Consider the following 19,810-nt stretch of genomic DNA (forward strand, 5'->3'; position numbering starts at 1 on the left):
AGGGCGTGGCACTCAACATCGCGGATCTTCTGGAGCACGCCGTCGACGCCGTGCCGGAGCGCGTCGCGGTCGTGTGCGGCGACCGGCGAGTCACCTTCGCCGAACTGGAGGCGCGGGCCAACCGGCTCGCCCACCACCTCGCCGCGCACGGCGTGGGACGCGGGTCCCACATCGGGGTCTATTCCCGCAACTCGATCGAGGCCCTGGAGGCGATGATCGCGGCGTACAAGCTGCGCGCGATCGCCGTCAACGTCAACTACCGGTACGTGCACGGCGAACTCGTCTACCTGTTCAACGACGCCGAGATCGTCGCGCTCGTCCACGAGCGCAGCTACGCCGACAAGGTGCGGGCCGCCCTGCCCGAGGCGCCGAAACTGAAACACGTTGTCGTGATCGACGACGGCAGTGACGGCGACTACGAGGGCTACGGCGGCGTCGACTACGAGGCCGCGCTCGCCGCGGAGAGCCCGGAGCGCGACTTCGGAGAACGCTCGGGCGACGACCTCTACATCCTCTACACCGGCGGCACCACGGGCTACCCCAAGGGCGTGCTCTGGCGGCAGGAGGACGTCTGGCGCGCGCTCGGCGGCGGGATCAACTTCGTCACCGGCGAATACATCCCGGACGAGTGGACGCTCGCCGAGCAGGGCAAGGCCGGGAGCCTGACCCGGCTGCCCGCCGCGCCGCTGATCCACGGCGCCGCGCAGTGGGCCGCGTTCGGTGCGCTGTTCACCGGCAGCCCGGTGGTCTTCGTGCCCCGCTTCGACGCCCACGAGATCTGGAAGGCCGTGCAGGAGCACAAGGTCCAGGTCCTCACCATCGTCGGCGACGCCATGGCGCGCCCGCTCATCGAGGCCTTCCGCGAGGGTGACTACGACGCTTCGTCGATCGTCGCGGTGTCGAGCCACGCCGCGCTGTTCTCGCAGTCGGTGAAGCAGGAGTTCGTCGAGCTCGTGCCCAACGCGGTGATCACCGACGCGATCGGCTCGTCCGAGAGCGGCTTCACCGGCATCGGCATGGTGGCCAAGGGCTCCGACCACAGCGCGGGCCCGCGGGTGAACTTCGGCCAGGACGCCATCCTGCTCGACGACGACGGCAACGTCGTCGAGAAGAAGCCCGGCGCGGTCGGGCTGATCGGCCGCCGCGGGCACGTCCCGCTCGGCTACTACGGCGATCCCGAGAAGAGCAAGAAGATCTTCGTCGAGGTCGGCGGCGTCCGGTACGTCGTCCCGGGCGACTACGCCCGCTACGAGGAGGACGGCACGGTCACGCTGCTCGGCCGCGGCTCGCAGTGCGTGAACACCGGCGGCGAGAAGGTCTACCCGGAGGAGGTCGAAGGGGCGCTCAAGTCGCACCCCGACGTCTTCGACGCGCTCGTCATCGGCGTCCCGGACGAGCGGCTCGGCCAGCGCGTCGCCGCCGTCGTCCAGCTGCGCGAGGGCGCTTCACCGGACCTCGCCGCCATCGAAGAACACGCCCGCGGGCAGATTGCCGGGTACAAGGTGCCGCGGACGGTCTGGCTGGCCGACGAGATCGGCCGCTCGCCGAGCGGCAAGCCGGACTACCCGTGGGCCCAGCGCTACGCCGCCGAGCACGAACCGGCCACGGCCCAGCCCGTCTGAGGAGGACGAACACGTGCGGACACCCCTGTGCGACCGGCTCGGCATCGACCTGCCGATCGTCGGGTTCACCCCGTCCGAGCACGTCGCCGCGGCGCTCAGCCGCGCCGGCGGGCTCGGCGTGCTCGGCTGCGTGCGGTTCAACGACGCCGCCGAGCTCGACCGGGTGCTCACCTGGATGGACGAGAACACCGGCGGGAAGCCGTACGGCGTCGACATCGTCATGCCGGCGAAGGTGCCGGCCGAGGGCACCCAGGTCGATCTGGCGAAGCTCATCCCGGACGGGCACCGCGCGTTCGTCGACCGCGTCCTGAAGGAGCTTTCGGTCCCGCCGCTGCCGGACGACACCGACGAGCGCGCGGGGGTGCTCGGCTGGCTGCACTCGGTCGCCCGCTCGCACGTCGAGGTCGCGCTGAACCACCCGATCAAGCTGATCGCCAACGCGCTCGGCTCGCCGCCGCCGGACGTCATCGGCCAGTGCCACGACCGGGGCGTCCCGGTGGCGGCATTGGCCGGGAAGGCCGAGCACGCGGTGCGGCACGTCGAAAACGGCGTCGACTTCGTGGTGGCGCAGGGCTACGAAGCCGGCGGCCACACCGGTGAAATCGCGTCCATGGTGCTGGTGCCGGAGATTGTCGACGCGGTCGACGTGCCGGTGCTCGCCGCGGGCGGGATCGGCACCGGGCGCCAGGTGGCCGCGGCGCTCGCGCTCGGCGCGTCCGGCGTCTGGATGGGCTCGACGTGGCTGACCACCGAGGAGTACCTGCAGACCATGGCGACGTCGGGGGCGATCCAGCAGGCGCTCGTCGCGGCGTCGTCGTCCGACACCGTGCGGACGCGGATCTACACCGGCAAGCCGGCCCGGCTGCTCAAGACCCGCTGGACCGAGGCGTGGGCCGCGGCCGACGCGCCCGAGCCGTTGCCGATGCCGCTGCAGAACCTGCTGGTTTCCCCGGCCCACAACCGGATCCACGCGACGAACGACCCCGGCCTGGTGTCGATGCCGGTCGGGCAGATCGTCGGCCGGATGAACGCGGTCCGCCCGGTCGCCGAGGTCGTCGCCGAACTCGTGTCCGGTTACGAAGAAGCACTGTCCCGATTGGACAAGACGCGCTGAAGGGGGCCCGCCGCGGCGGGCCCCCTTCGTGGAAGCGGTTACAGCGTGGCGGCGGCCGCGGCGATCTTCGACGCGAAGGTGCTCACCTCGGTGTAGACGCCGGGGGCGTGCGGACGGGCGCAGCCGTCACCCCAGCTGGTGATGCCGACCTGGATCCAGGCGTTGTTGGCGTCGCGGCGGAACATCGGGCCGCCGGAGTCGCCCTGGCAGGTGTCGACGCCGCCGGAGGTCAGGTTGCCCGCGCAGATCTCCGCGCTCGGGATGAGGTCGGGGTAGCTGCCGCCCTGCGCGGCGCAGGTGGAGTCGGCCACGAACGGGACCGACGCCTTGAGCAGGTACCGCTGCTGGGAGCCGCCCTCGGTCGCCGCGCCCCAGCCGGCCACCGTGAACGTGCCGGTGTTGTACGTCGACGTGGTCGCGATCGGCAGCGTCGAGAGCCCGCTCACCGGGCTGGCCAGCTTGATCAGCGCCCAGTCACCGCCGGTCGAGGTGCCGTAGGTGGGGGACTGGTAGACGTAGGTCGACTTGACCTTCTTGGCGCTCGTGCTCTGCAGGTCGACCACGCCCACCGTCGCGGTGATCGAGGTGTTCGAGCCCGTCCGGCTGACGCAGTGGGCGGCGGTCAGCACGATCTGGTTGGTGTAGAGGGCGCCGCCGCAGCCCATCGACAGCCGCACCATGAACGGGAACTCGCCCTGGGCGGCCCGGGTCCCGCCGACGACGTCGGTGGACGGCGGCTGGGCGGCGATCGCCGGGGTGGCGAACGACGCGGCCGCGGCGACCGCGGCCAGTGCGGTGGTGGCGTTTCTGAGCAGGGTGAACCAGCGCTTGGGAGCCAAGGGGATCAGTCCTTCCAGTGTCCACAGTGGAAGCCGGTGCCGACGGTGGCCCCACGACTACACCAGGTGCGCGCCGATCGGGACAACCGACTTTCTTCGGATGTTTCGGGCGGTTGGGTGATTTCTCACCGGCGGATCCGACGAACGCCGTAGGCCGAAGCGCCCAGCACCAGGACGCCGACCCCGGCGAGCACCGACGGCAGCGGCAGGCTGAAGGCGAGCACCACGCACCCGGCCAGGCCCAGCACGGCGACCGGCCGGGCCTTCCCGCTCAGCGTGAACGCCGCGGCGTTGGCGATCGCGTAGTAGGTCAGCACGGCGAAGGACGAGAAGCCGATCGCCGCGCGGAGATCGAGCGTCGCGGCGAGGACGGCGACGACGAGCCCGACGGCGAGCTCGGCCCGGTGCGGCACCCGGTAGCGCGGGTGCACCGCGGCGAGGAAGCGGGGGAGGTGGCCGTCGCGGCTCATCGCCAGCGTCGTGCGCGAGACGCCGAGGATGAGCGCGAGCAGCGAGCCGAGCGCGGCGATCGCCGCACCCACCCGCACGACCGGTGCCAGCCACCCCGGGACGGCCGCGGCGATCGGGTCCGGGCTCGCGGCGAGCGTGGCCGGGCCCAGCCGGACGAGCAGCAGCACCGCCAGTGCGGCGTAGACCACGAGGGTGATGCCGAGGGCGAGCGGGACGGCCCGGGGGATGGTGCGGGCCGGGTCGCGGACCTCTTCGCCGAGGGTGGCGAGCCGCGCGTACCCGGCGAAGGCGAAGAAGAGCAGCCCGGCCGCTTCGAGCACGCCGCCGCCACCCGGCCAGGCGACGAGCGGGCCGCCCGCGGACGGCCCGGCGGCCATCGCCACGGCCGAGACCAGGAGCACGAGCAGGGTGCACGACACGATCACCCGGGTGGCGAGCGCCGACCGGTGCACGCCGAAGTAGTTGACGCCGGTGAGCGCGGCGACCACCGCGACGGCGAGCAGGCTCCGCCACGGCTGCCCGAGGCCGGGTGCGGCGTAGGCGACGACGGTCAGCGTCATCGCGGCGCAGCTGGCCGTCTTCCCGGCGACGAATCCCCACCCGGCCAGGTAGCCCCAGAATTCACCGAGCCTTTCCCGGCCGTAAACGTAAGTTCCCCCGGATTCGGGGTGAATCGCGGCCAACCGCGCCGAGGACATCGCATTGCAGTAGGCGACGACGGCCGCAAGGACCAACGCGATGAGCAATCCGGCCCCCGCCGCGCGCGCCGCCGGGGCGAACGCGGCGAACACCCCGGCGCCGATCATCGAGCCCAGGCCCAGGAAAACGGCGTCGGCCAGGCCGAGCCTGCGGTCGAGGGAAGTCGGGGGCATCCGGGTGATCCTCCAAGTGGCGGCCGTGGTTCGTGCCACAGCGAACCACAGCGTGCCGGAAACCGAATAGGGTCGATTCCGTGCCCGCCCCTTCGCGCCATTCCCGCCTGTCCGCCGACGGTCCCGTCCTCGACGGGATTCCCGAACACGGCCGTGTCCCGCGTTACTACGCGGTCAAGGTCGAACTGCTGGCGGTGATCGCGGAACTCGGCGAAGGCGCGGTGCTGCCCACCGAACGGGAATTGTGCGAACGGTTCGAAGTGTCGAGGGCGACCGTACGGCAGGCGGTCGGGGAACTGGTGCTCGAGGGGCGGCTCAGCCGCCGCCAGGGGAGCGGCACCTACATCGCCGGTCCCAAGCTCGTCCAGCCGCTGGCCCTGGTGAGCTACACGGAGGGGCTGCGGCGCCAGGGCGTCCGGCCGGGCCGCACGGTGATCACCCTGGAGCGCCGCCCGGCGGGCAGCGCATTGGCCGCCGACCTGCAGGTGACCTCGGACGCCGAGGTGTTCCACCTCGAGCGGGTGCTGCTGGCGGAGGAGGAGCGCGTCGGGCTGGAGTCGACATATCTCCTGGCTGCCCGGTTCCCGGACCTCCTCGACGTCTTCGACCCGGAGCAGTCGCTGTACGCGTGCCTGACCGAGCAGCTCGGCGCGGTGTTCGACGGCGCGGAGGAGCGGGTCGAGACGGTGCTGGCCACCCCGCGCGAGGCGCTGCTGATCGGGACGAACCCGGCGCTGCCGATGCTGCTCACCCACCGCGTCTCGTGGGGTCCGGACGGGGTGCCGTTCCAGCGGGTGCGCTCGCTCTACCGGGGCGACCGGCTCAGCTTCACCACCCGCCTCGGCCGCGCCGCCCATCGGTGAGCCGATGCAACCCGGCGGGCGTTCACTCCGTCTGGGGAGTATGCGTACGACGGTGAAACTGCTGGGCGCGGGCTTGCTGCTGCTCACGGCGACGGCCTGCGCGGCGAATTCCGGCGCCGGCGCCCCGGCGGGGAGCGGTCCGGAGTCCGTTTCGTCCACGATGTCGGTGACATCGGCGACGGCGGTGCCGGGAACACCCACGCCCGGCCCGCCGCCGTCACAGACGGTCGGGCGGCCGACGCAGGGCATCGCGCCCGGGGACGACGTCATCGCCGAGACCCAGGTCGACGCCCGCGCGCTGCCCGAGGGCTACCCGCGCAGCCTGACCCGCAGCCTGGACGGCAAGACCCTGATCCTGCAGGCCGAGGAGGGTGGCTGCCGCCGCGTCTCGGCGCGGGTCGGTGAGCAGACGGCGCAGCACGTGGTCGTGCTGGTCGCCGTGGCCTCGGCGCCGAAGGGCCAGATGTGCCCGGACTACCTCAAGGAGATCACGGTCCCGTTGGCGCTCGCCGAGCCGCTCGGCAGCCGCACGGTCGTGCTCCGCCAGGGCTGAACCGCTGAAGACGCTGGGAGGGTCGGCCCGGGATGCCCGGGGCGGCCCTCCCAGACCATGTCCGGACCTGTTCGGGGCAGTGTCGGCCGGCTGCGTCGGGGACCACGTTCGAGCCCGGTCGGTGCAACCCCGCGCGCCCTTCGTTCCGTCTTCCGGGCATGAGGTACTCAGCGAAGGTGGTCGGGACAGGCGCGCTCCTGCTGATGGTGACGGCCTGCGCCGGCCCGAGCATGTCCGGCAGCCAGTCCGAGGCACCCGCCCGCACCGTGACGACACCGGCCGCGCCGAGCGGCTCGCCGAGTGAGTCCGTGCTGCCGGCGCCGGCCGAGCCCAATCCGCCCGGCAAGCCGCGGCTGACCGTTCCCGAGGGCAGCACCCAGGTCCCGGCGAAGCAGATCGACGCGACCGCGTTGCCCGCCGGCTTCCCGCGCGAGGTGTGGACCGCCAACGGCGGCACCGTGCTGAACATCCGCGCCCAGGAGGGCGGCTGCGGGCACGCGCTCGGCGAAGCGACCGAGCAGGCGGGCGACCACGTCGTGGTCAACCTGAGCGAGACGAAGGCCCAGACCAACCAGATGTGCACGATGGACATCCGGTACCCGGTCATCTCGGTCAGCCTGGCCGCGCCGCTCGACCAGCGCACGGTGGTGCTGAAGACCACGCCGCCCAAGTAACGGATCGCGGCCCCGGGAACGCCCCGGGGCCGCGTGCTGTCCGCAGTGGACGATCGTGGTCCGGACCAGTGGGCAGCCGTGGTCCGGTTCGTCGAAGATGTCGAAAATTGTCAGCCCTTCCGCTGAACCACCACCGCGCCCGGAGCCGTGTCCCGGGGTGAGGTGGCGATCAGAGAGGAGGGGCCCCATGCCCCGGTTGAGCAGTGGCCGGCACCGCAAGCAGGCGACCGTCGGATTGGCCGCGTTGCTGGGCGTCGCCGGTGTCACCGCGACCGCCATCGCGTTGAGCAGTCCCGCGGGCAACGCGGCCGAAGCGCCCAAGGAGAACTGCGGTGGCCTCGACACCGCCCTGCAGAACAACCTGAACTTCATCGCGGGCCAGCAGGCGAACCCCGACGCGCAGTCGGCCGCGCGGATCGCCAACCGGCAGGCGGTCGTGGACCTGATCCAGCAGCGGCGGCAAGTTGCGGGCTGCACGGCGAACGTCGCGCCGAACAACGGTCAAGCGGCTGCGGCGCCCGGGAATTCCGGCAACGCGCCGGGTAAGGCCCAGGCGCCCGGCCAGCAGAAGAAGCAGGAGCAACAACCGGCCGCCGGTGGCGCGGTGGGTCAGGTGGTCTGCCCGGGTTCGACCGTGACGCTCTCCGGCGAGGGCGGCGCACCGGCCGCGTCCAGCAACCAGTTCCCGGCCGGGACCAAGCTGAAGGTCACGAACCTGGACAACTCCAAGAGCACGACCGTCGAGGTGACGTCGGTGTCGGGCAGCTGCACGCTGCTCAACAACGCGGCCTTCGAACAGGTGCGGGAGCCCGGCAAGTTCCTCATCCGGCGCGCGCGGATCGAGCGCGTCGGCTGAGCGAAGGAAAAAGGGGGACACCGGCGGCGGGCCGGTGTCCCCCTTTTCCGTGCGCTAGCGGAAGCTGATCTGCAGCACCGGGTCGCCGGTGCTGGCGAAGAAGTCGTTGCCCTTGTCGTCGATGACGATGAACGCCGGGAAGTCCTCGACCTCGATCTTCCACACGGCTTCCATGCCCAGCTCGGCGTACTCGAGGACGTCGACCTTCTTGATGCAGTCCTGCGCGAGCCGCGCCGCCGGGCCGCCGATCGAGCCGAGGTAGAACCCGCCGTGCGCCTGGCAGGCGTTCGTCACCTGCTTCGACCGGTTCCCCTTGGCCAGCATGACGAGCGAGCCGCCGGCGGCCTGGAACTGCTCGACGTAGGAGTCCATCCGCCCGGCCGTGGTCGGGCCGAACGAGCCGGACGCGTAGCCCTCGGGCGTCTTCGCCGGGCCGGCGTAGTAGACCGGGTGGTTCTTCAGGTAGTCCGGCATCTCCTCGCCGGCGTCGAGCCGCTCGGCGATCTTCGCGTGCGCGATGTCCCGGGCGACGACCAGCGGCCCGGTGAGCGAAAGCCGCGTCTTGACCGGCAGCTGCGACAGCTGCGCGCGGATCTCGGCCATCGGCCGGTTGAGGTCGACGCTCACGACGTCGTCGGAGAGGTCTTCCTCGGTGACGTCGGGCAGGAAGCGGGCCGGGTCGCGCTCCAGCTGCTCGATGAACACGCCGTCGGCGGTGATCTTCGCCTTGGCCTGGCGGTCGGCGGAGCAGCTCACGGCCACGCCGACCGGGCAGCTCGCGCCGTGGCGGGGCAGCCGGATGACGCGGACGTCGTGGCAGAAGTACTTGCCGCCGAACTGGGCGCCGATGCCGAACTGGCGGGTCATCTCCAGCACCTGCTGCTCGAGATCCCGGTCCCGGAAGGCGTGGCCCAGCTCGGAGCCCTCGCCCGGGAGGTTGTCGAGGTAGCGCGCGGAGGCGAGCTTCGCGACCTTCAGGTTGAACTCCGCCGACATGCCGCCGACGACGATCGCCAGGTGGTACGGCGGGCAGGCCGCGGTGCCGAGGCTGCGCAGCTTCTCGTCGAGGAACCGCGCGAGCCGCTTCGGGTTCAGGACGGCCTTCGTTTCCTGGTAGAGGAACGTCTTGTTGGCGCTGCCGCCGCCCTTGGCCATGAAGAGGAATTCGTAGGCCGGGTCGTCTTGCCCGTCTTTGTGGTAGAGCTCGATCTGCGCCGGCAGGTTGGTGCCGGTGTTGCGCTCGTCCCAGAAGGTGACGGGCGCCATCTGCGAGTACCGCAGGTTCAGCTGCTGGTAGGCGTCGAAGATGCCCCGCGAGAGGGCACGCTCGTCGTCACCGCCGGTGAGGACGCCTTCGCCGCGCTTGCCGATGACGATCGCGGTCCCGGTGTCCTGGCACATGGGGAGCACACCGCCGGCCGAGATGGCCGCGTTGCGCAGCAGGTCCATGGCGACGAACCGGTCGTTCCCGGAGGCTTCGGGGTCGTCGACGATCGCCCGCAGCTGCTGCAGGTGTGACGTGCGCAACAAGTGCTGGATGTCGGTGATGGCGGTGCGCGCCAGGGTGGTGAGCGCTTCCGGGGCGATCTTCAGGAAGGTGCGCCCGGCGGCTTCGACGGTTTCGACGCCTTCGTCGGTGACCAACCGGTATTCGGTGGTGGTGTCCTTGCCCAGCGGGAGGACTTCGGTGTGCTGAAACGTGGTGGACGGCACTGCCAGGCTCCTTTGCCAGCTCCGGGATCGGTCCACCCTACGCAGGGTGGGCTTGTACCGGATATGAGCACCCGGTCACTGTGGGCCACCCCACGCGGTTGCTCGTTCCGCTGTGACTCTGTGCGGTTCCACAACCCCGAAGCCCGATTGTGACTACGGCCGGCAGTACCGCGTCAAGGCGGGAAAGATGCCTTGACCCGGCACCGCCGGCCGTGTTGTGGCTTCGGATCGGGGTTGGGGGAGGTCTGGCTTGTGGTTCCGTTCGGTCGTCCCTGCCGGTTCGGTCTTGGGAAACGCGCGTGCCCTGCGGGCACACGCGCGCCGACCCTTCGGTACGCGAGTCGTCCGTCTGGGTACGCGAGTCGTCCGTCCAGGTACGCCGGTCGTCCGTCTGGGTACGCGAGTCGTCCGTCTGGGTACGCGTGGCGATGGGCTGGGGCGGAAGCTGGTCGGGAGGCCGGGTCCACCCCGACGGACCCGACCTCCCGGGGAAAGCTCCCGGGTGCGTGCACACCCGGTTGCGAGGCCTGCGGGCCGAGCACGGTCGCTCCGTGGCCGCCTCTGACGAGGCTGGCGTGACGCAGGTCATAAGTCAACGCCGCCGAACGGGTGCTGGCGGAGGGTTGCTACCCGCGTTCGTGAACGGTGAAACGCGGTTTTCGTGGAAAATTTTCGCGCTCGGTTGCGTGGCTGGTCATCGGCTTGCGCGCACGAAAAAGGGCGGGTGCCCATGGCACCCGCCCGTTCCGGGAAGCGGTCAGCTGGCGTACGCGCGGAGCCGGTCGGCTCGCTCGCCCTGGCGGAGCTTCGACATGACCTCGCGCTCGATCTGGCGGACGCGCTCGCGGGACAGCCCGAAGTGCTTGCCGATCTGGTCGAGCGTGCGCGGCTGGCCGTCGTCGAGGCCGTAGCGCAGGCGGATCACGTGCTGCTCGCGGTCGTCCAGCGTCGCCAGCACGCGGCGCAGGTCGTCCTGCAGCAGGCCCGAGATCACGGCGCTCTCCGCGTCCGTCGCCTCGGAGTCCTCGATGAAGTCGCCCAGCGGGGCGTCCTCCTCGGTGCCGACCGGCATGTCCAGGCTTACCGGGTCACGCGAGTGGTCGAGCAGGTCCGAGATCTTGTGCGCCGGGATGCCCGACTCGGCCGCCAGCTCCTCGTGCGTGGCGTCGCGGCCCAGCTGCTGGTGCAGGTCCCGCTTGATGCGGGCCAGCTTGTTCACCTGTTCCACCAGGTGGACCGGGAGCCGGATGGTGCGGCCCTGGTCGGCCATGCCCCGGGTGATGGCCTGCCGGATCCACCAGGTGGCGTACGTCGAGAACTTGAACCCCTTGGAGTAGTCGAACTTCTCCACCGCGCGGATCAGACCCAGGTTCCCCTCCTGGATCAGGTCGAGCAGCGGCATCCCCCGGCCGGTGTAGCGCTTGGCCAGCGAGACGACCAGGCGGAGGTTCGCCTCCAGCAGGTGGTTCTTGGCCACGTGACCGTCGCGCACCAGGGCGGCCAGCTCGGTGCGGCGCTTGGCCGTGAGGTCCTCGGCGGTGTCCAGCATGTGCTGGGCGAACACGCCGGCCTCGATGCGCTTGGCCAGCTCGACCTCGTCGGCCGCGGACAGCAGGGCCGTCTTGCCGATGCCGTTGAGGTAGACGCGGACGAGGTCGGCGGCGGGGCTCTGGGCGTCGAGGTCGGCGTCGGTGAGCGCCCCCACGCCCAGCGACGGCTCCTCGGTCGTCTGAGCCGGGATGCGCTCGCGAATCCCGCGAGACTCGCGTTCGAGAGTCTGGACTGACATTCTGCCTCCCCGGTCACGGGCTGAACGTGCTGCTGCGGTCGTCCACCGGGTGCGTACCCGCGGACCGGGGCCTGTGGATCCCGGTTCGCCGGTCCGGCCGGCTTGGCTGGACATCTGACACAACGCTCCGGGTTCCCAAAACGTTCCCGGCTCGTCATAGGAGAAGACGGCTGCGGGAGCGATCCGGTTGCTGAATCAAGGCTGAGCTTTTCCTGAGAACGTTCCGTGACCGGCGAACCTGAGAATTCCATATGAATCCGGTGGGAAACCGAACCGGGACGGAGTGGTCTAGACCTCTACCAGAACCGTGAACGGACCGTCGTTGACGCTCGAGACCGCCATCATCGCCCCGAAACGCCCGGTCGCCACGGTGGCGCCGCGGCCGCGCAGCTCGGCAACGACGGACGCCACCAACGGCTCGGCGACCTCCGGCCGGGCCGCCTGCGTCCACGACGGCCGCCGCCCTTTCTTCGTGTCGCCGTAGAGGGTGAACTGGCTCACCACGAGCAGTGGCGCATTCGCCGTGGCGCATGATTCCTCGTCGCGCAGCACCCGCAGTTCGTGCAGTTTGCGGGCCATCGTGGCGGCTTTGGCGGCGTCGTCGCCGACGTGGATTCCCAGCAGCACAAGCAAACCCGGCTCGTCGATCGCGCCGACGACCTCGCCGTCGACCGTCACGTCCGCCCGCGTGACGCGGGCGACGACCGCCCTCACCGGTCCGCCGGGACGAGCATCCCGTGCCGCACGAGCTCCCGGACGACGGGCAGCGCCGCGGCCGCCAGCTCCTCCGAAGACAGGCCCTGCGCGGCCGCGAGGAGCTCGATCAGGTCCTCCAGCGGCAGCGCGCCGCGGCAGCCCGCGAGCAGCCGCATGGCCAGTTCGTCGACCTCGTGCTGCCAGCCTGGCCCGTCGGTGCGGTGCAACCGCCGGACGGTCGTCTCCCAGCCTTCGTCGCCGGGTTCGTCGACGCTTTCCAGCAAAACCGTTTCCGGCACCACAAAACGGACATCGAGCAAGGAATCACCCGACTCGCGCAGCCAGTCCACCCGGTCCAGCCACCCGGCCGCTTCCGGGCCCAGCGGGTCGTCGTAGGCCTGCCGCAGGTCCTCGCACACCACGGTCGGCGTCCGCCCGGCCGCCCGCCGCAGCGTGACGAAGCCGAAGCCGATGCCCCGGACGTCGTTCGCGGCGAACCAGTCGAGCCACGCCGCCGCCTTCGCCCGGCCCTCGGCCGACCGCGGGTCGAGGCCCGCGTCCCGCAGCCACGTCCCGACGTAGAGCGCCGGGTCGGCGACGTCCCGCTGCACGAACCAGGCGTCGGTCTCGGCGGGCAGCCAGCGGCTCACCCGGTCGGCCCAGTCTTCGCGGGAGGTGTGCAGCCAGGACGCGAGCAGGTGACCGGTGCCGCCGTCGTTCAGGAAGCCCGGCAGCTGCCGCACGACCAGCGCGCTCGCGTCGTCGCCGGCCAGCCCGGAGTCCCGGTAGGTGTAGTCCACGCGGGCCGGGCCGACCACGAACGGGGGATTGCAGACGACCTGGTCGAACTTCCGCCGCGCGACCGGCGCGAACCACTCGCCCCGCAGCAGTTCGACGTCCAGCTCGTTCAGCCGGAAGGTCGCGGCGGCCAGGGCCAGCGCCCGCTCCGAGACGTCGGTGGCGGTGACGCGCCCGGCGTGCCGGGTCGCGTGCAGCGCCTGCACGCCGTTGCCGGTGCCCAGGTCGAGCAGGGTGCCGACCGGGCGGCGGCTCGTCGCGCGGATCAGCGACAGCGACGCGTGGCCGACGCCGAGCACGTGGTCCTCGGGCACGGTGTGGCCGAGCAGGTCGGCGTCGAGGTCGGAGACGACCCACCAGGAGCCTTCCTCGTCGCCGTGCGGCCGGATGTCGAGCGCGGCGCGGTAGCCGTCCGCGGCCGGCGCCAGCACCCCCGCGGTGACGGCGTCCTCGGGGGCCAGCGGCGCGAGGGCGGCCTTGACGGCGGTCTCCGGCTCGGTGGCGCCCAGCAGGAACAGCCGGATCAGCGTGCCGAGGTCGCCGGCGTCCCGGCTCGCGCGTTCGGCCGGAACCGGCTCGCCGCGGCCCAGCGCCGCGTGCGCGGCCCCGCCGAGGGCCGCCACCACGCCGTCGGCGTCGTAGGAGGTGCGCCGGAAGGCCTCGCGCAGCCGCGCGCAGACGTCGTCGGACAGGTCGGGCAGTACGCTTCGCGTGCTCACGGTGGGTAATGCTGCCACGATGGCCCCCGTGACCCTTGAACGCGTCCTCGCCCCGCTCGACGCGGCGCTGCCCGAGCTCGAAGCGCTGTACATCGACTTCCACCGGCACCCGGAGCTGTCCTTCGCCGAGCACCGGACGGCGGCCGAGCTGGCCCGGCGGCTGGAGGACGACGGCTACGAAGTGCACACCGGCATCGCCGGCACCGGCGTGCTGGGCGTGCTGCGCAACGGCGACGGGCCGACGGTGCTGCTGCGGGCCGACATCGACGCGCTGCCGGTCGAGGAGAAGACCGGGCTGTCCTACGCCAGCACCGCCCGCGGCACCGACGAGCACGGCAAGGACGTCCCGGTCATGCACGCCTGCGGGCACGACATGCACGCCACCTGGCTCTCCGGCGCCGCCGCCCTGCTGGCCAAGGGCCGTGACACGTGGTCCGGCACGCTGCTGGTGGTGTTCCAGCCGGGGGAGGAGAGCGCGGGCGGCGCGTCGGCCATGGTCCGCGACGGCCTGTTCGACATCGCGGGCAAGCCCGACGTCGTGTTCGGGCAGCACCTGGTCCCCGGCCCGGCAGGCTGGGTGCTCACCCGGCCCGGCGTGATCATGGCCGCCACCGACACGCTGCGCGTCACCCTGCACGGCCGCGGCGGGCACGGCTCGCGCCCGGAGACCACCGTCGACCCGGCCGTGCTGGCCGCGTCCGTGGTGCTCAAGCTGCAGACGATCGTCTCGCGCGAGATCGCCGCCACCGACTCGGCCGTGGTCACCGTGGGGTCGCTGCACGTGGGCACGGCGAGCAACGTGATCGCCGACGACGCCGTGCTGGAGGTCAACGTCCGGTCCTTCGACCAGGCCGTCCGCGAGCGGGTGCTGGCCGCGGTCGAGCGGATCGTCAACGGCGAGGCCGCCACCGCCGGCGCGCCGAAGCCGCCGGACATCGAGCGGTCCGGTTCCTACCCGATCACCGAGAACGACGAAGCCGCCAACGAGGCGCTCACCGAGGTGTTCCGCGCGCGGTTCGGTGCCGACGTCGTGCTGCCTGCCCCGCTGGTCACCGGCAGTGAGGACTTCAGCGAGTTCGGCCGGGCGGCGGGCGTGCCGTCGGTGTTCTGGCTGGTCGGCGGCTACGACCCGCAGACGGTCATCACGGCGATGACCGAGGGCCGGTTCGAGCGCGACATCCCGTCCAACCACTCGCCGCGGTTCGCCCCGGTGCTGCACCCGACCCTGCGCACCGGCATCGAAACCCTCGTCGCCGCCGCGGTGAGCCGGTTGTCCCACCCAGGTGTCGGATGAACCGCGCAAGTGGGACGATGGACGGTGGAGGTGGTGCAGTGACCACGCCCGCCAAGGACTCGGACCCGGTGCTGATCACCGGGGCGGCCCCGTCGTACGAAGAGCAGTTCGCCGCCCGCAAGCGCAAGTACGTGATCATGATGGCCTGCCGGATCCCGTGCCTGATCCTCGCCGGGCTGACCTACCACACCTGGTGGCTGGCGCTGGGGTTCCTCGCGATCTCCGTGCCGTTGCCGTGGGTGGCGGTGCTGATCGCCAACGACCGCCCGCCCCGCAAGACCGAGAAGATCTCGCGGTACGAGCACGAGCCGAAGGCGATCGAGGGCACCACCCACCGCGTGATCGACGGCTGAGCATCAGACCGGCTGGGGGCCGACCTTCCCGACGGCCAGCGCGCCCAGCCGGGTCCCGTGTCGCAGGACGTCCACAGTGGACTCCCCGGCCAGCCACCCGGTGAGCACGCCCGCGTCGAACGCGTCGCCCGCGCCGGTGGAGTCGATGCACTCGGCTTCCACCGCGGGCACGCTGGTGACGCCGTCGGCGTCGACCCAGCTGGCGCCCGCCAGCCCGGCGGTGACGACCACCGCCCCGACCGTGCCGAGCAGTTCTTTCGCGCTCGCCGGATCCGCCGAGCCGGTCAGCGCGACCAGCTCCTCGGTGTTCGGCATCAGCAGGTCGACCCCGCGGACGTCGGCCAGGAACGCGGCCGGGTCGGTGATGTGCGCGGCCGCCTGCGGGTCGACCGACGTCGTCAGCCCCGCCTCCTTCGCCACGGCCAGTGCGGCCAGCCCGGCCGCGCGCGACGGCGGGTCCAGCAGCACGTACCCCGACAGGTGCAGGTGGCTCGCCCCCGCCAGGGCCTCGGGGGTGACGTCCTCGGGGGCGAACCGCTGGTTCGCCCCGCGGTCGGCCAGCATGCTGCGCTGCCCGGACCCGTCGACCATGACGACGACGCAGCAGGTCGGCGCCTCGGCGTCGACGGCGAACGCGCACCGCACGCCCGCCGCCTCCAGCTCGGCCCGGATGAGCCTGCCGCCCGGGTCGTCGCCGATCCGCGCGACCAGCGTCGTCTCGGCGCCGAGGTGCCGCAGCCACAGCGCCGTGTTGGCGCCCGCGCCGCCGCCGGTGAACCGGATCTTCGCGCGGGCGTCGCCACCGTGCGGCAACGGCTTGTCGTGCCGGGCGATCACGTCCAGCGCCGCGTCCCCGACCACCACGATCCCGCCGGTGCCGGATGATTCACTCGCGAGCTCGCTCATGCCAGCGCCACCGCGACCTCGGTCGCCAGCTTCGCGTTGTTGAGCACCAGCGCCTCGTTCGCGTCGATGCTCACCCCGCCGCTCGCGGTGTGGAAGTGCTCCAGCAGCACCGGCGTGACGTCGGCGCCGTGCACGCCCTGCGCCTCGACCAGCGCCAAGCCCTCGGCGAGCAGCCGGTCGTGCAGCTCCCGGTCCATTTCGGACGCTTCCGGGATCGGGTTCGCCAGCAGGACACCGGAATCCGCGTACGCGCGGTGCGCGTCGATCACGGCGGCGGCCTGCTTCGGGTCGTCGACCCGCCAGCCCACCCGGTGGCCGGACGAGCGCAGGTAGAACGCCGGGAAGTCGTCGGTGCGGTAGCCCAGCACCGGCACCGAGTTCGTCTCCAGCACCTCGAGGGTGGCCGGGATGTCGAGGACCGACTTCACGCCGGAGCAGACGACCACGGTCGGCACCTTCGCCAGCACGCCGAGGTCGGCCGAGACGTCCCAGCTCTGCGTCGCCCCGACGTGCACGCCGCCGAGCCCGCCGGTGGCGAACATGCCGATGCCGGCCGCGGCGGCCAGCGCCGAGGTGCTCGCCACGGTCGTCGCGCCCGAGCGGCCGAGGCCGATGGCCGGGCCGAGGTCGCGCAGCGAAAGCTTGTCCAGGCCGGCGTCCGGCGCGCAGACGCGCTCGAGCTCGGCGGGGGAGAGGCCGACGACGACCCGCCCGTCGAGCACCGCGATCGTGGCCGGGACGGCACCGCCGTCGCGGACCACGCCTTCGAGGCGGCGGGCGACGTCGAGGTTGCGGCCCGGCGGCAGGCCGTGGGACAGGATGGTGCTCTCCAGCGCGACGACGGGGTGCCCGTCACGCAGCGCCGAGGCGATCTCTTCGTGCAGGTGGAGTGGGGTGGTCACGAGGGACCATCATCGGTGATCGGTCCGCTCGCCGCGCCAGTGGGTCAGCTCGGTGGTCAGGTTCTTTTCGGCGGCGCTCGCCCAGCGTGTCCGCGCGATTTCGCTGCGGTAAAGCTCCCGCGCGAGCATGCGCTCGAGGACGGCGATGCGGCCCTCGCGCCAGACGTCGTCGGGGTACTTCGCGTACTCCTCACGCACTCCGCGGGCGTACGCCGCGTACTGCTCTTCGGGCGCCCCGAGGATGGCGAGGTCGGCGTCGAGGAGGGCGGTGGCCAGCCGGTCGTCGGCCGGGGCGTCGTGGCCGATCGTGGCGAGGATCAGGCCTTCGACGCGCTCGACGTGCGCTTCGGCCACCCCGGCCAGGGCTTCGCGGGCCCAGGCGGCGCTGGCCCGTTCGTCTTCGCCGGGCTTCGCGTCGTAGACGACGTCGTGCGTCCACGCGGCCACGGCGACGATCGCCCGGTCGGTCTCCCCGAGGTCCGCGGCCAGCCAGGCGGAGTCGCGCGCGACGGCGGCCGCGTGGGTGAGCGTGTGGTAGCGGCGGTGGGGCTCGGCGTACCGGGCTTCGAGCCGCGGCCAGGCCTCGGCCGTACCGCCGAGCACGGCGACCGCTGCCGGCCACTCCATCAGTCGAAGATCCCGCGCGGCCGCGCGACCTGGTCGAGCCAGCCTTCGAGCTGCTTCTCCCAGTCGACGTCCGGCTTCATGGTGAACATCCCGAGGAAGTCCTGGCCGCGGCCGCCGAACCCGCCGGTCTTGCTCACCCGCACCCGCTTGGTCACCTCCAGCACCACGTCGGTGCCTTCGGCCGAGGTCAGGAAGGTGACCGCGAGCTGGGTGAAGACGCCCGCGAAGCGCGGCGACGGCGTGAAGCGGATCTCCTGGAAGAACGGCAGCTGCTGGCGGGCGCCGTCGACCCGGCCCTGCTCGAGGATCGCCTCGCGGAAGGTGAAGCCGAGCCTGCTGAGCGCGTCGAGGATCCGTTTCTGTGCCGGCAGCGGTTCGACGGCGACGGCGTCGGCGTCGAACGGGTCGCTGACCGCGGCGGCCAGGTCGAGCTCGGCCCGGACGCCGACCGCCATGCCGGGAAGCGGCTTGGCGTAGACGCTGGTCACCGGCGTCTCCCAGGGCAGCGGCACCTCGAACGGCACCCGGACCTGCTGCCCGGCCCGGATGACCTCGCGGCCGACCAGCTGCCGGGTGCCGAAGGGGAGGTCTTCGGTCCGGTCGCCGGGAACCTGGACGCGGGCCAGCAGGGTCACCGCGAGGCCCTTGATCTCCTGGTCGACCTCGCCGCCGAGCAGCAGCACCTCGCCGTGCAGCGGGCGGCCGGGGGCGGCGGTGGAGTCGAGCAGGCGGGCGTCGATCCGCGCGCCGCCGGAGCCGAACGTCGCGAGCACCTTCTGGAACATGCCCGGGATCCTGCCAGGCGGAGGGGCCGATCGCGGAAGGTTCGGCGGGACTCGGGCACAATGGACGGGTGAGCACCGAGACGCTGACGAAGCCGGAAACCACGCCCGAGGGCACGGACACCACCGACGACGACTCGCCGAAGATGTTCCACTACGTGAAGAAGAACAAGATCGCCGAGAGCGCGGTCATGGGCACTCACGTGGTGGCGCTGTGCGGCGAGGTCTTCCCGGTGACGAAGTCGCCGAAGCCCGGGTCGCCGGTCTGCCCGGCCTGCAAGGAGATCTACGACAGCCTCCGCCCGGGCAACTGAGCCGGTCGTGAGGTCCCCGGCGGGTGTACCCGCCGGGGTTTTCTGCTGTCCGGAATCGGACAGATCGTCGAACAAACGTGAATAACCTTCATTCGGCGGGTGTGCCCGGTGCGGGGGTCCTGGTAAATCCAGCGGGCCAGGTTCCCTCACCCACCGGAGTCGCACATGCGCAGAACCGGGATCGTGCTCACCCTCGTCGCCCTGCTGGCCGTCGTGTCGCCCGCGCTGGCGCAGGCCGTCACCGGCTGGACGGAGGTCGGCTCCGACAACGCCCGCGCCCTCGACGAGAGCCAGGGCCTCGCGACGATCGTCCGCCCGTCGGGCACGACCATCCGCTACACCGGGATCGGCACGATCCCGGCCGACCTGAACGCCCAGGGCTGGAACCACGTCGGCGACCCTGGCTCGGCCCAGGGCTGGTACGTCGAGCCCTACCAGCGTGACGACCGCGGCGCGAAGCTGTTCCGCGTCCAGGCCCCGGATGGCTCTTGGGCCGACTACAAGCACGCCCTCGAGTCGTGGGAAGCGAACAACAACTCCTTCGCCGCGGTGTCGCCCGACGCGCGCTGGCTGGTGGCGGGGGAGTGGGGCACCATGGACCGGCTCCTGGTGCACCCGATGCCCGGCGTGGTGGCCAAGGACCCGGCGCAGAACCTGCCCTACGCGGCGGCCATCCGCCTCGACCACCCGGTCCGCGACGTCCAGGGCTGCGACTTCCAGACCGCGACCCGCCTGCTCTGCGCGTCCGACGACCCCGACGGCAGCCTCTTCGGCACCACCAAGCCCCTGCTCCAGGTCGACCTGGCTGCGGCGCTGAACGGCTCCGACGTCACCGCCCACGTCACCTCGCTCGGCCAGCTCCCGCTCCGCAGCGGCTGCTCGGGCTCGTTCGAGGTCGAAGGCATCGACTTCGACGAGCGCGACAACACCCTCCGCGTGGTGGTCATGGCCCCCAGCATCTGCATCCTCTGGGACAGCAAGACCTACCGCTTCAAGCAGTAACCCGTAGCTCGCGTGACCCGAGCCGTGACTCACGTGATTGGGGCCGTAACT

20 protein-coding genes are annotated in these 19,810 nt (G+C 71.8%); 10 read left to right on the forward strand and 10 right to left on the reverse strand.

Translation table 11 applies throughout. The annotated features are described in order from the left end of the window. The first annotated feature begins 5 nt into the window (after positions 1-5). Both HUT10_RS40720 and HUT10_RS40725 read left to right on the forward strand, forming a co-directional pair. On the forward strand, positions 6-1,622 hold the full coding sequence (locus tag HUT10_RS40720; protein ID WP_217709686.1) for an acyl-CoA synthetase: 1,617 nt from the start codon (positions 6-8) through the stop codon (positions 1,620-1,622). Positions 1,623-1,635: 13 nt separating this feature from the next. Continuing rightward, the gene (locus HUT10_RS40725) at positions 1,636-2,736 is read left to right on the forward strand and encodes a nitronate monooxygenase family protein (RefSeq protein ID WP_176176062.1); all 1,101 of its coding nucleotides are present in this window, start codon (positions 1,636-1,638) and stop codon (positions 2,734-2,736) included. A gap of 38 nt (positions 2,737-2,774) precedes the next feature. On the opposite strand, the gene HUT10_RS40730 is transcribed toward HUT10_RS40725, so the two are convergent. Together HUT10_RS40730 and HUT10_RS40735 are read right to left on the reverse strand one after the other, a co-directional pair. Next, complete coding sequence (locus HUT10_RS40730) at positions 2,775-3,575, reverse strand: trypsin-like serine protease (protein ID WP_176176063.1); 801 nt, start codon at positions 3,573-3,575, stop codon at positions 2,775-2,777. Positions 3,576-3,700: 125 nt separating this feature from the next. Next, positions 3,701-4,918: an APC family permease gene (locus tag HUT10_RS40735; RefSeq protein ID WP_176176064.1), complete on the reverse strand. Its 1,218-nt coding sequence runs from the start codon at positions 4,916-4,918 to the stop codon at positions 3,701-3,703. Positions 4,919-4,998: 80 nt separating this feature from the next. Between HUT10_RS40735 and HUT10_RS40740 the strand changes: the two genes are divergently transcribed. The 4 genes from HUT10_RS40740 (at position 4,999) to HUT10_RS40755 (ending at position 7,864) form a co-directional block, all read left to right on the forward strand. After that, positions 4,999-5,781 (forward strand): GntR family transcriptional regulator, encoded by a 783-nt coding sequence (locus tag HUT10_RS40740; protein WP_176176065.1) that lies wholly within the window; start codon positions 4,999-5,001, stop codon positions 5,779-5,781. Positions 5,782-5,833: 52 nt separating this feature from the next. Continuing rightward, positions 5,834-6,334 carry a hypothetical protein gene (locus tag HUT10_RS40745; protein ID WP_176176066.1) on the forward strand — a complete coding sequence of 167 codons (501 nt, stop codon included), beginning with the start codon at positions 5,834-5,836 and terminating at the stop codon, positions 6,332-6,334. Between the two features lie 176 nt (positions 6,335-6,510). Then, positions 6,511-7,008, forward strand: a complete 498-nt coding sequence (locus HUT10_RS40750) for a hypothetical protein (protein ID WP_176178271.1) — start codon at positions 6,511-6,513, stop codon at positions 7,006-7,008. 187 nt (positions 7,009-7,195) lie between these two features. After that, positions 7,196-7,864 (forward strand): hypothetical protein, encoded by a 669-nt coding sequence (locus HUT10_RS40755; protein ID WP_176176067.1) that lies wholly within the window; start codon positions 7,196-7,198, stop codon positions 7,862-7,864. A 54-nt stretch (positions 7,865-7,918) separates the two neighbouring features. Here the strand turns inward: HUT10_RS40755 and HUT10_RS40760 are convergent, their stop codons facing one another. The 4 genes from HUT10_RS40760 to HUT10_RS40775 form a co-directional block, all read right to left on the reverse strand. After that, positions 7,919-9,577 (reverse strand): fumarate hydratase, encoded by a 1,659-nt coding sequence (locus tag HUT10_RS40760; protein WP_176176068.1) that lies wholly within the window; start codon positions 9,575-9,577, stop codon positions 7,919-7,921. Between the two features lie 757 nt (positions 9,578-10,334). Continuing rightward, positions 10,335-11,366 carry a sigma-70 family RNA polymerase sigma factor gene (locus HUT10_RS40765; protein ID WP_254897244.1) on the reverse strand — a complete coding sequence of 344 codons (1,032 nt, stop codon included), beginning with the start codon at positions 11,364-11,366 and terminating at the stop codon, positions 10,335-10,337. 288 nt (positions 11,367-11,654) lie between these two features. Further along, entirely contained in the window at positions 11,655-12,080 is a 426-nt protein-coding gene (gene dtd / locus HUT10_RS40770) for a D-aminoacyl-tRNA deacylase (RefSeq protein WP_176176069.1), read from the reverse strand. After that, the gene (locus tag HUT10_RS40775) at positions 12,077-13,579 is read right to left on the reverse strand and encodes a methyltransferase (protein ID WP_176176070.1); all 1,503 of its coding nucleotides are present in this window, start codon (positions 13,577-13,579) and stop codon (positions 12,077-12,079) included. Before HUT10_RS40775 ends, dtd begins: the two co-directional genes overlap by 4 nt. A gap of 28 nt (positions 13,580-13,607) precedes the next feature. Here HUT10_RS40775 and HUT10_RS40780 point away from each other — a divergent pair, with 28 nt between their 5' ends. Both HUT10_RS40780 and HUT10_RS40785 read left to right on the forward strand, forming a co-directional pair. Then, a complete protein-coding gene (locus HUT10_RS40780) occupies positions 13,608-14,873 on the forward strand; it encodes an amidohydrolase (protein WP_176176071.1) in 1,266 nt (421 codons plus the stop codon). Between the two features lie 17 nt (positions 14,874-14,890). Next, positions 14,891-15,226, forward strand: a complete 336-nt coding sequence (locus tag HUT10_RS40785; RefSeq protein WP_176178273.1) for a DUF3099 domain-containing protein — start codon at positions 14,891-14,893, stop codon at positions 15,224-15,226. 3 nt (positions 15,227-15,229) lie between these two features. Here HUT10_RS40785 and HUT10_RS40790 read toward each other — a convergent pair whose 3' ends face one another. Genes HUT10_RS40790 through HUT10_RS40805 form a run of 4 tightly spaced genes read right to left on the reverse strand, consistent with a single transcriptional unit; the run spans position 15,230 to position 18,446 of the window. Then, positions 15,230-16,132, reverse strand: a complete 903-nt coding sequence (locus tag HUT10_RS40790) for a carbohydrate kinase family protein (protein WP_176176072.1) — start codon at positions 16,130-16,132, stop codon at positions 15,230-15,232. Then, the gene (locus HUT10_RS40795) at positions 16,129-17,034 is read right to left on the reverse strand and encodes a pseudouridine-5'-phosphate glycosidase (protein ID WP_176176073.1); all 906 of its coding nucleotides are present in this window, start codon (positions 17,032-17,034) and stop codon (positions 16,129-16,131) included. The genes HUT10_RS40790 and HUT10_RS40795 overlap by 4 nt, the downstream gene beginning before the upstream one ends. Positions 17,035-17,043: 9 nt before the next feature. Next, on the reverse strand, positions 17,044-17,661 hold the full coding sequence (locus HUT10_RS40800; protein WP_176176074.1) for an HD domain-containing protein: 618 nt from the start codon (positions 17,659-17,661) through the stop codon (positions 17,044-17,046). Then, positions 17,661-18,446, reverse strand: a complete 786-nt coding sequence (locus HUT10_RS40805; RefSeq protein ID WP_176176075.1) for a sporulation protein — start codon at positions 18,444-18,446, stop codon at positions 17,661-17,663. The genes HUT10_RS40800 and HUT10_RS40805 overlap by 1 nt, the downstream gene beginning before the upstream one ends. A 68-nt stretch (positions 18,447-18,514) precedes the next feature. On the opposite strand from HUT10_RS40805, the gene HUT10_RS40810 reads away from it, so the two are divergent. Continuing rightward, complete coding sequence (locus HUT10_RS40810) at positions 18,515-18,757, forward strand: DUF3039 domain-containing protein (RefSeq protein ID WP_176176076.1); 243 nt, start codon at positions 18,515-18,517, stop codon at positions 18,755-18,757. A gap of 165 nt (positions 18,758-18,922) precedes the next feature. After that, on the forward strand, positions 18,923-19,759 hold the full coding sequence (locus tag HUT10_RS40815; protein WP_176176077.1) for a hypothetical protein: 837 nt from the start codon (positions 18,923-18,925) through the stop codon (positions 19,757-19,759). Positions 19,760-19,810 lie beyond the last annotated feature (51 nt).

The sequence above is a fragment of the Amycolatopsis sp. Hca4 genome, assembly GCF_013364075.1.
GTDB lineage: Bacteria > Actinomycetota > Actinomycetes > Mycobacteriales > Pseudonocardiaceae > Amycolatopsis.

Excerpts from the sequence above, each read along its gene's own strand:
- HUT10_RS40735 (WP_176176064.1), bottom strand. The coding sequence starts at position 4,918 with ATGCCCCCGACTTCCCTCGACCGCAGGCTCGGCCTGGCCGACGCCGTT.
- HUT10_RS40800 (WP_176176074.1), bottom strand. The coding sequence starts at position 17,661 with ATGGAGTGGCCGGCAGCGGTCGCCGTGCTCGGCGGTACGGCCGAGGCC.
- HUT10_RS40785 (WP_176178273.1), top strand. The coding sequence starts at position 14,891 with ATGGACGGTGGAGGTGGTGCAGTGACCACGCCCGCCAAGGACTCGGAC.
- HUT10_RS40790 (WP_176176072.1), bottom strand. The coding sequence starts at position 16,132 with ATGAGCGAGCTCGCGAGTGAATCATCCGGCACCGGCGGGATCGTGGTG.
- HUT10_RS40805 (WP_176176075.1), bottom strand. The coding sequence starts at position 18,446 with ATGTTCCAGAAGGTGCTCGCGACGTTCGGCTCCGGCGGCGCGCGGATC.
- HUT10_RS40755 (WP_176176067.1), top strand. The coding sequence starts at position 7,196 with ATGCCCCGGTTGAGCAGTGGCCGGCACCGCAAGCAGGCGACCGTCGGA.
- HUT10_RS40815 (WP_176176077.1), top strand. The coding sequence starts at position 18,923 with ATGCGCAGAACCGGGATCGTGCTCACCCTCGTCGCCCTGCTGGCCGTC.
- HUT10_RS40765 (WP_254897244.1), bottom strand. The coding sequence starts at position 11,366 with ATGTCAGTCCAGACTCTCGAACGCGAGTCTCGCGGGATTCGCGAGCGC.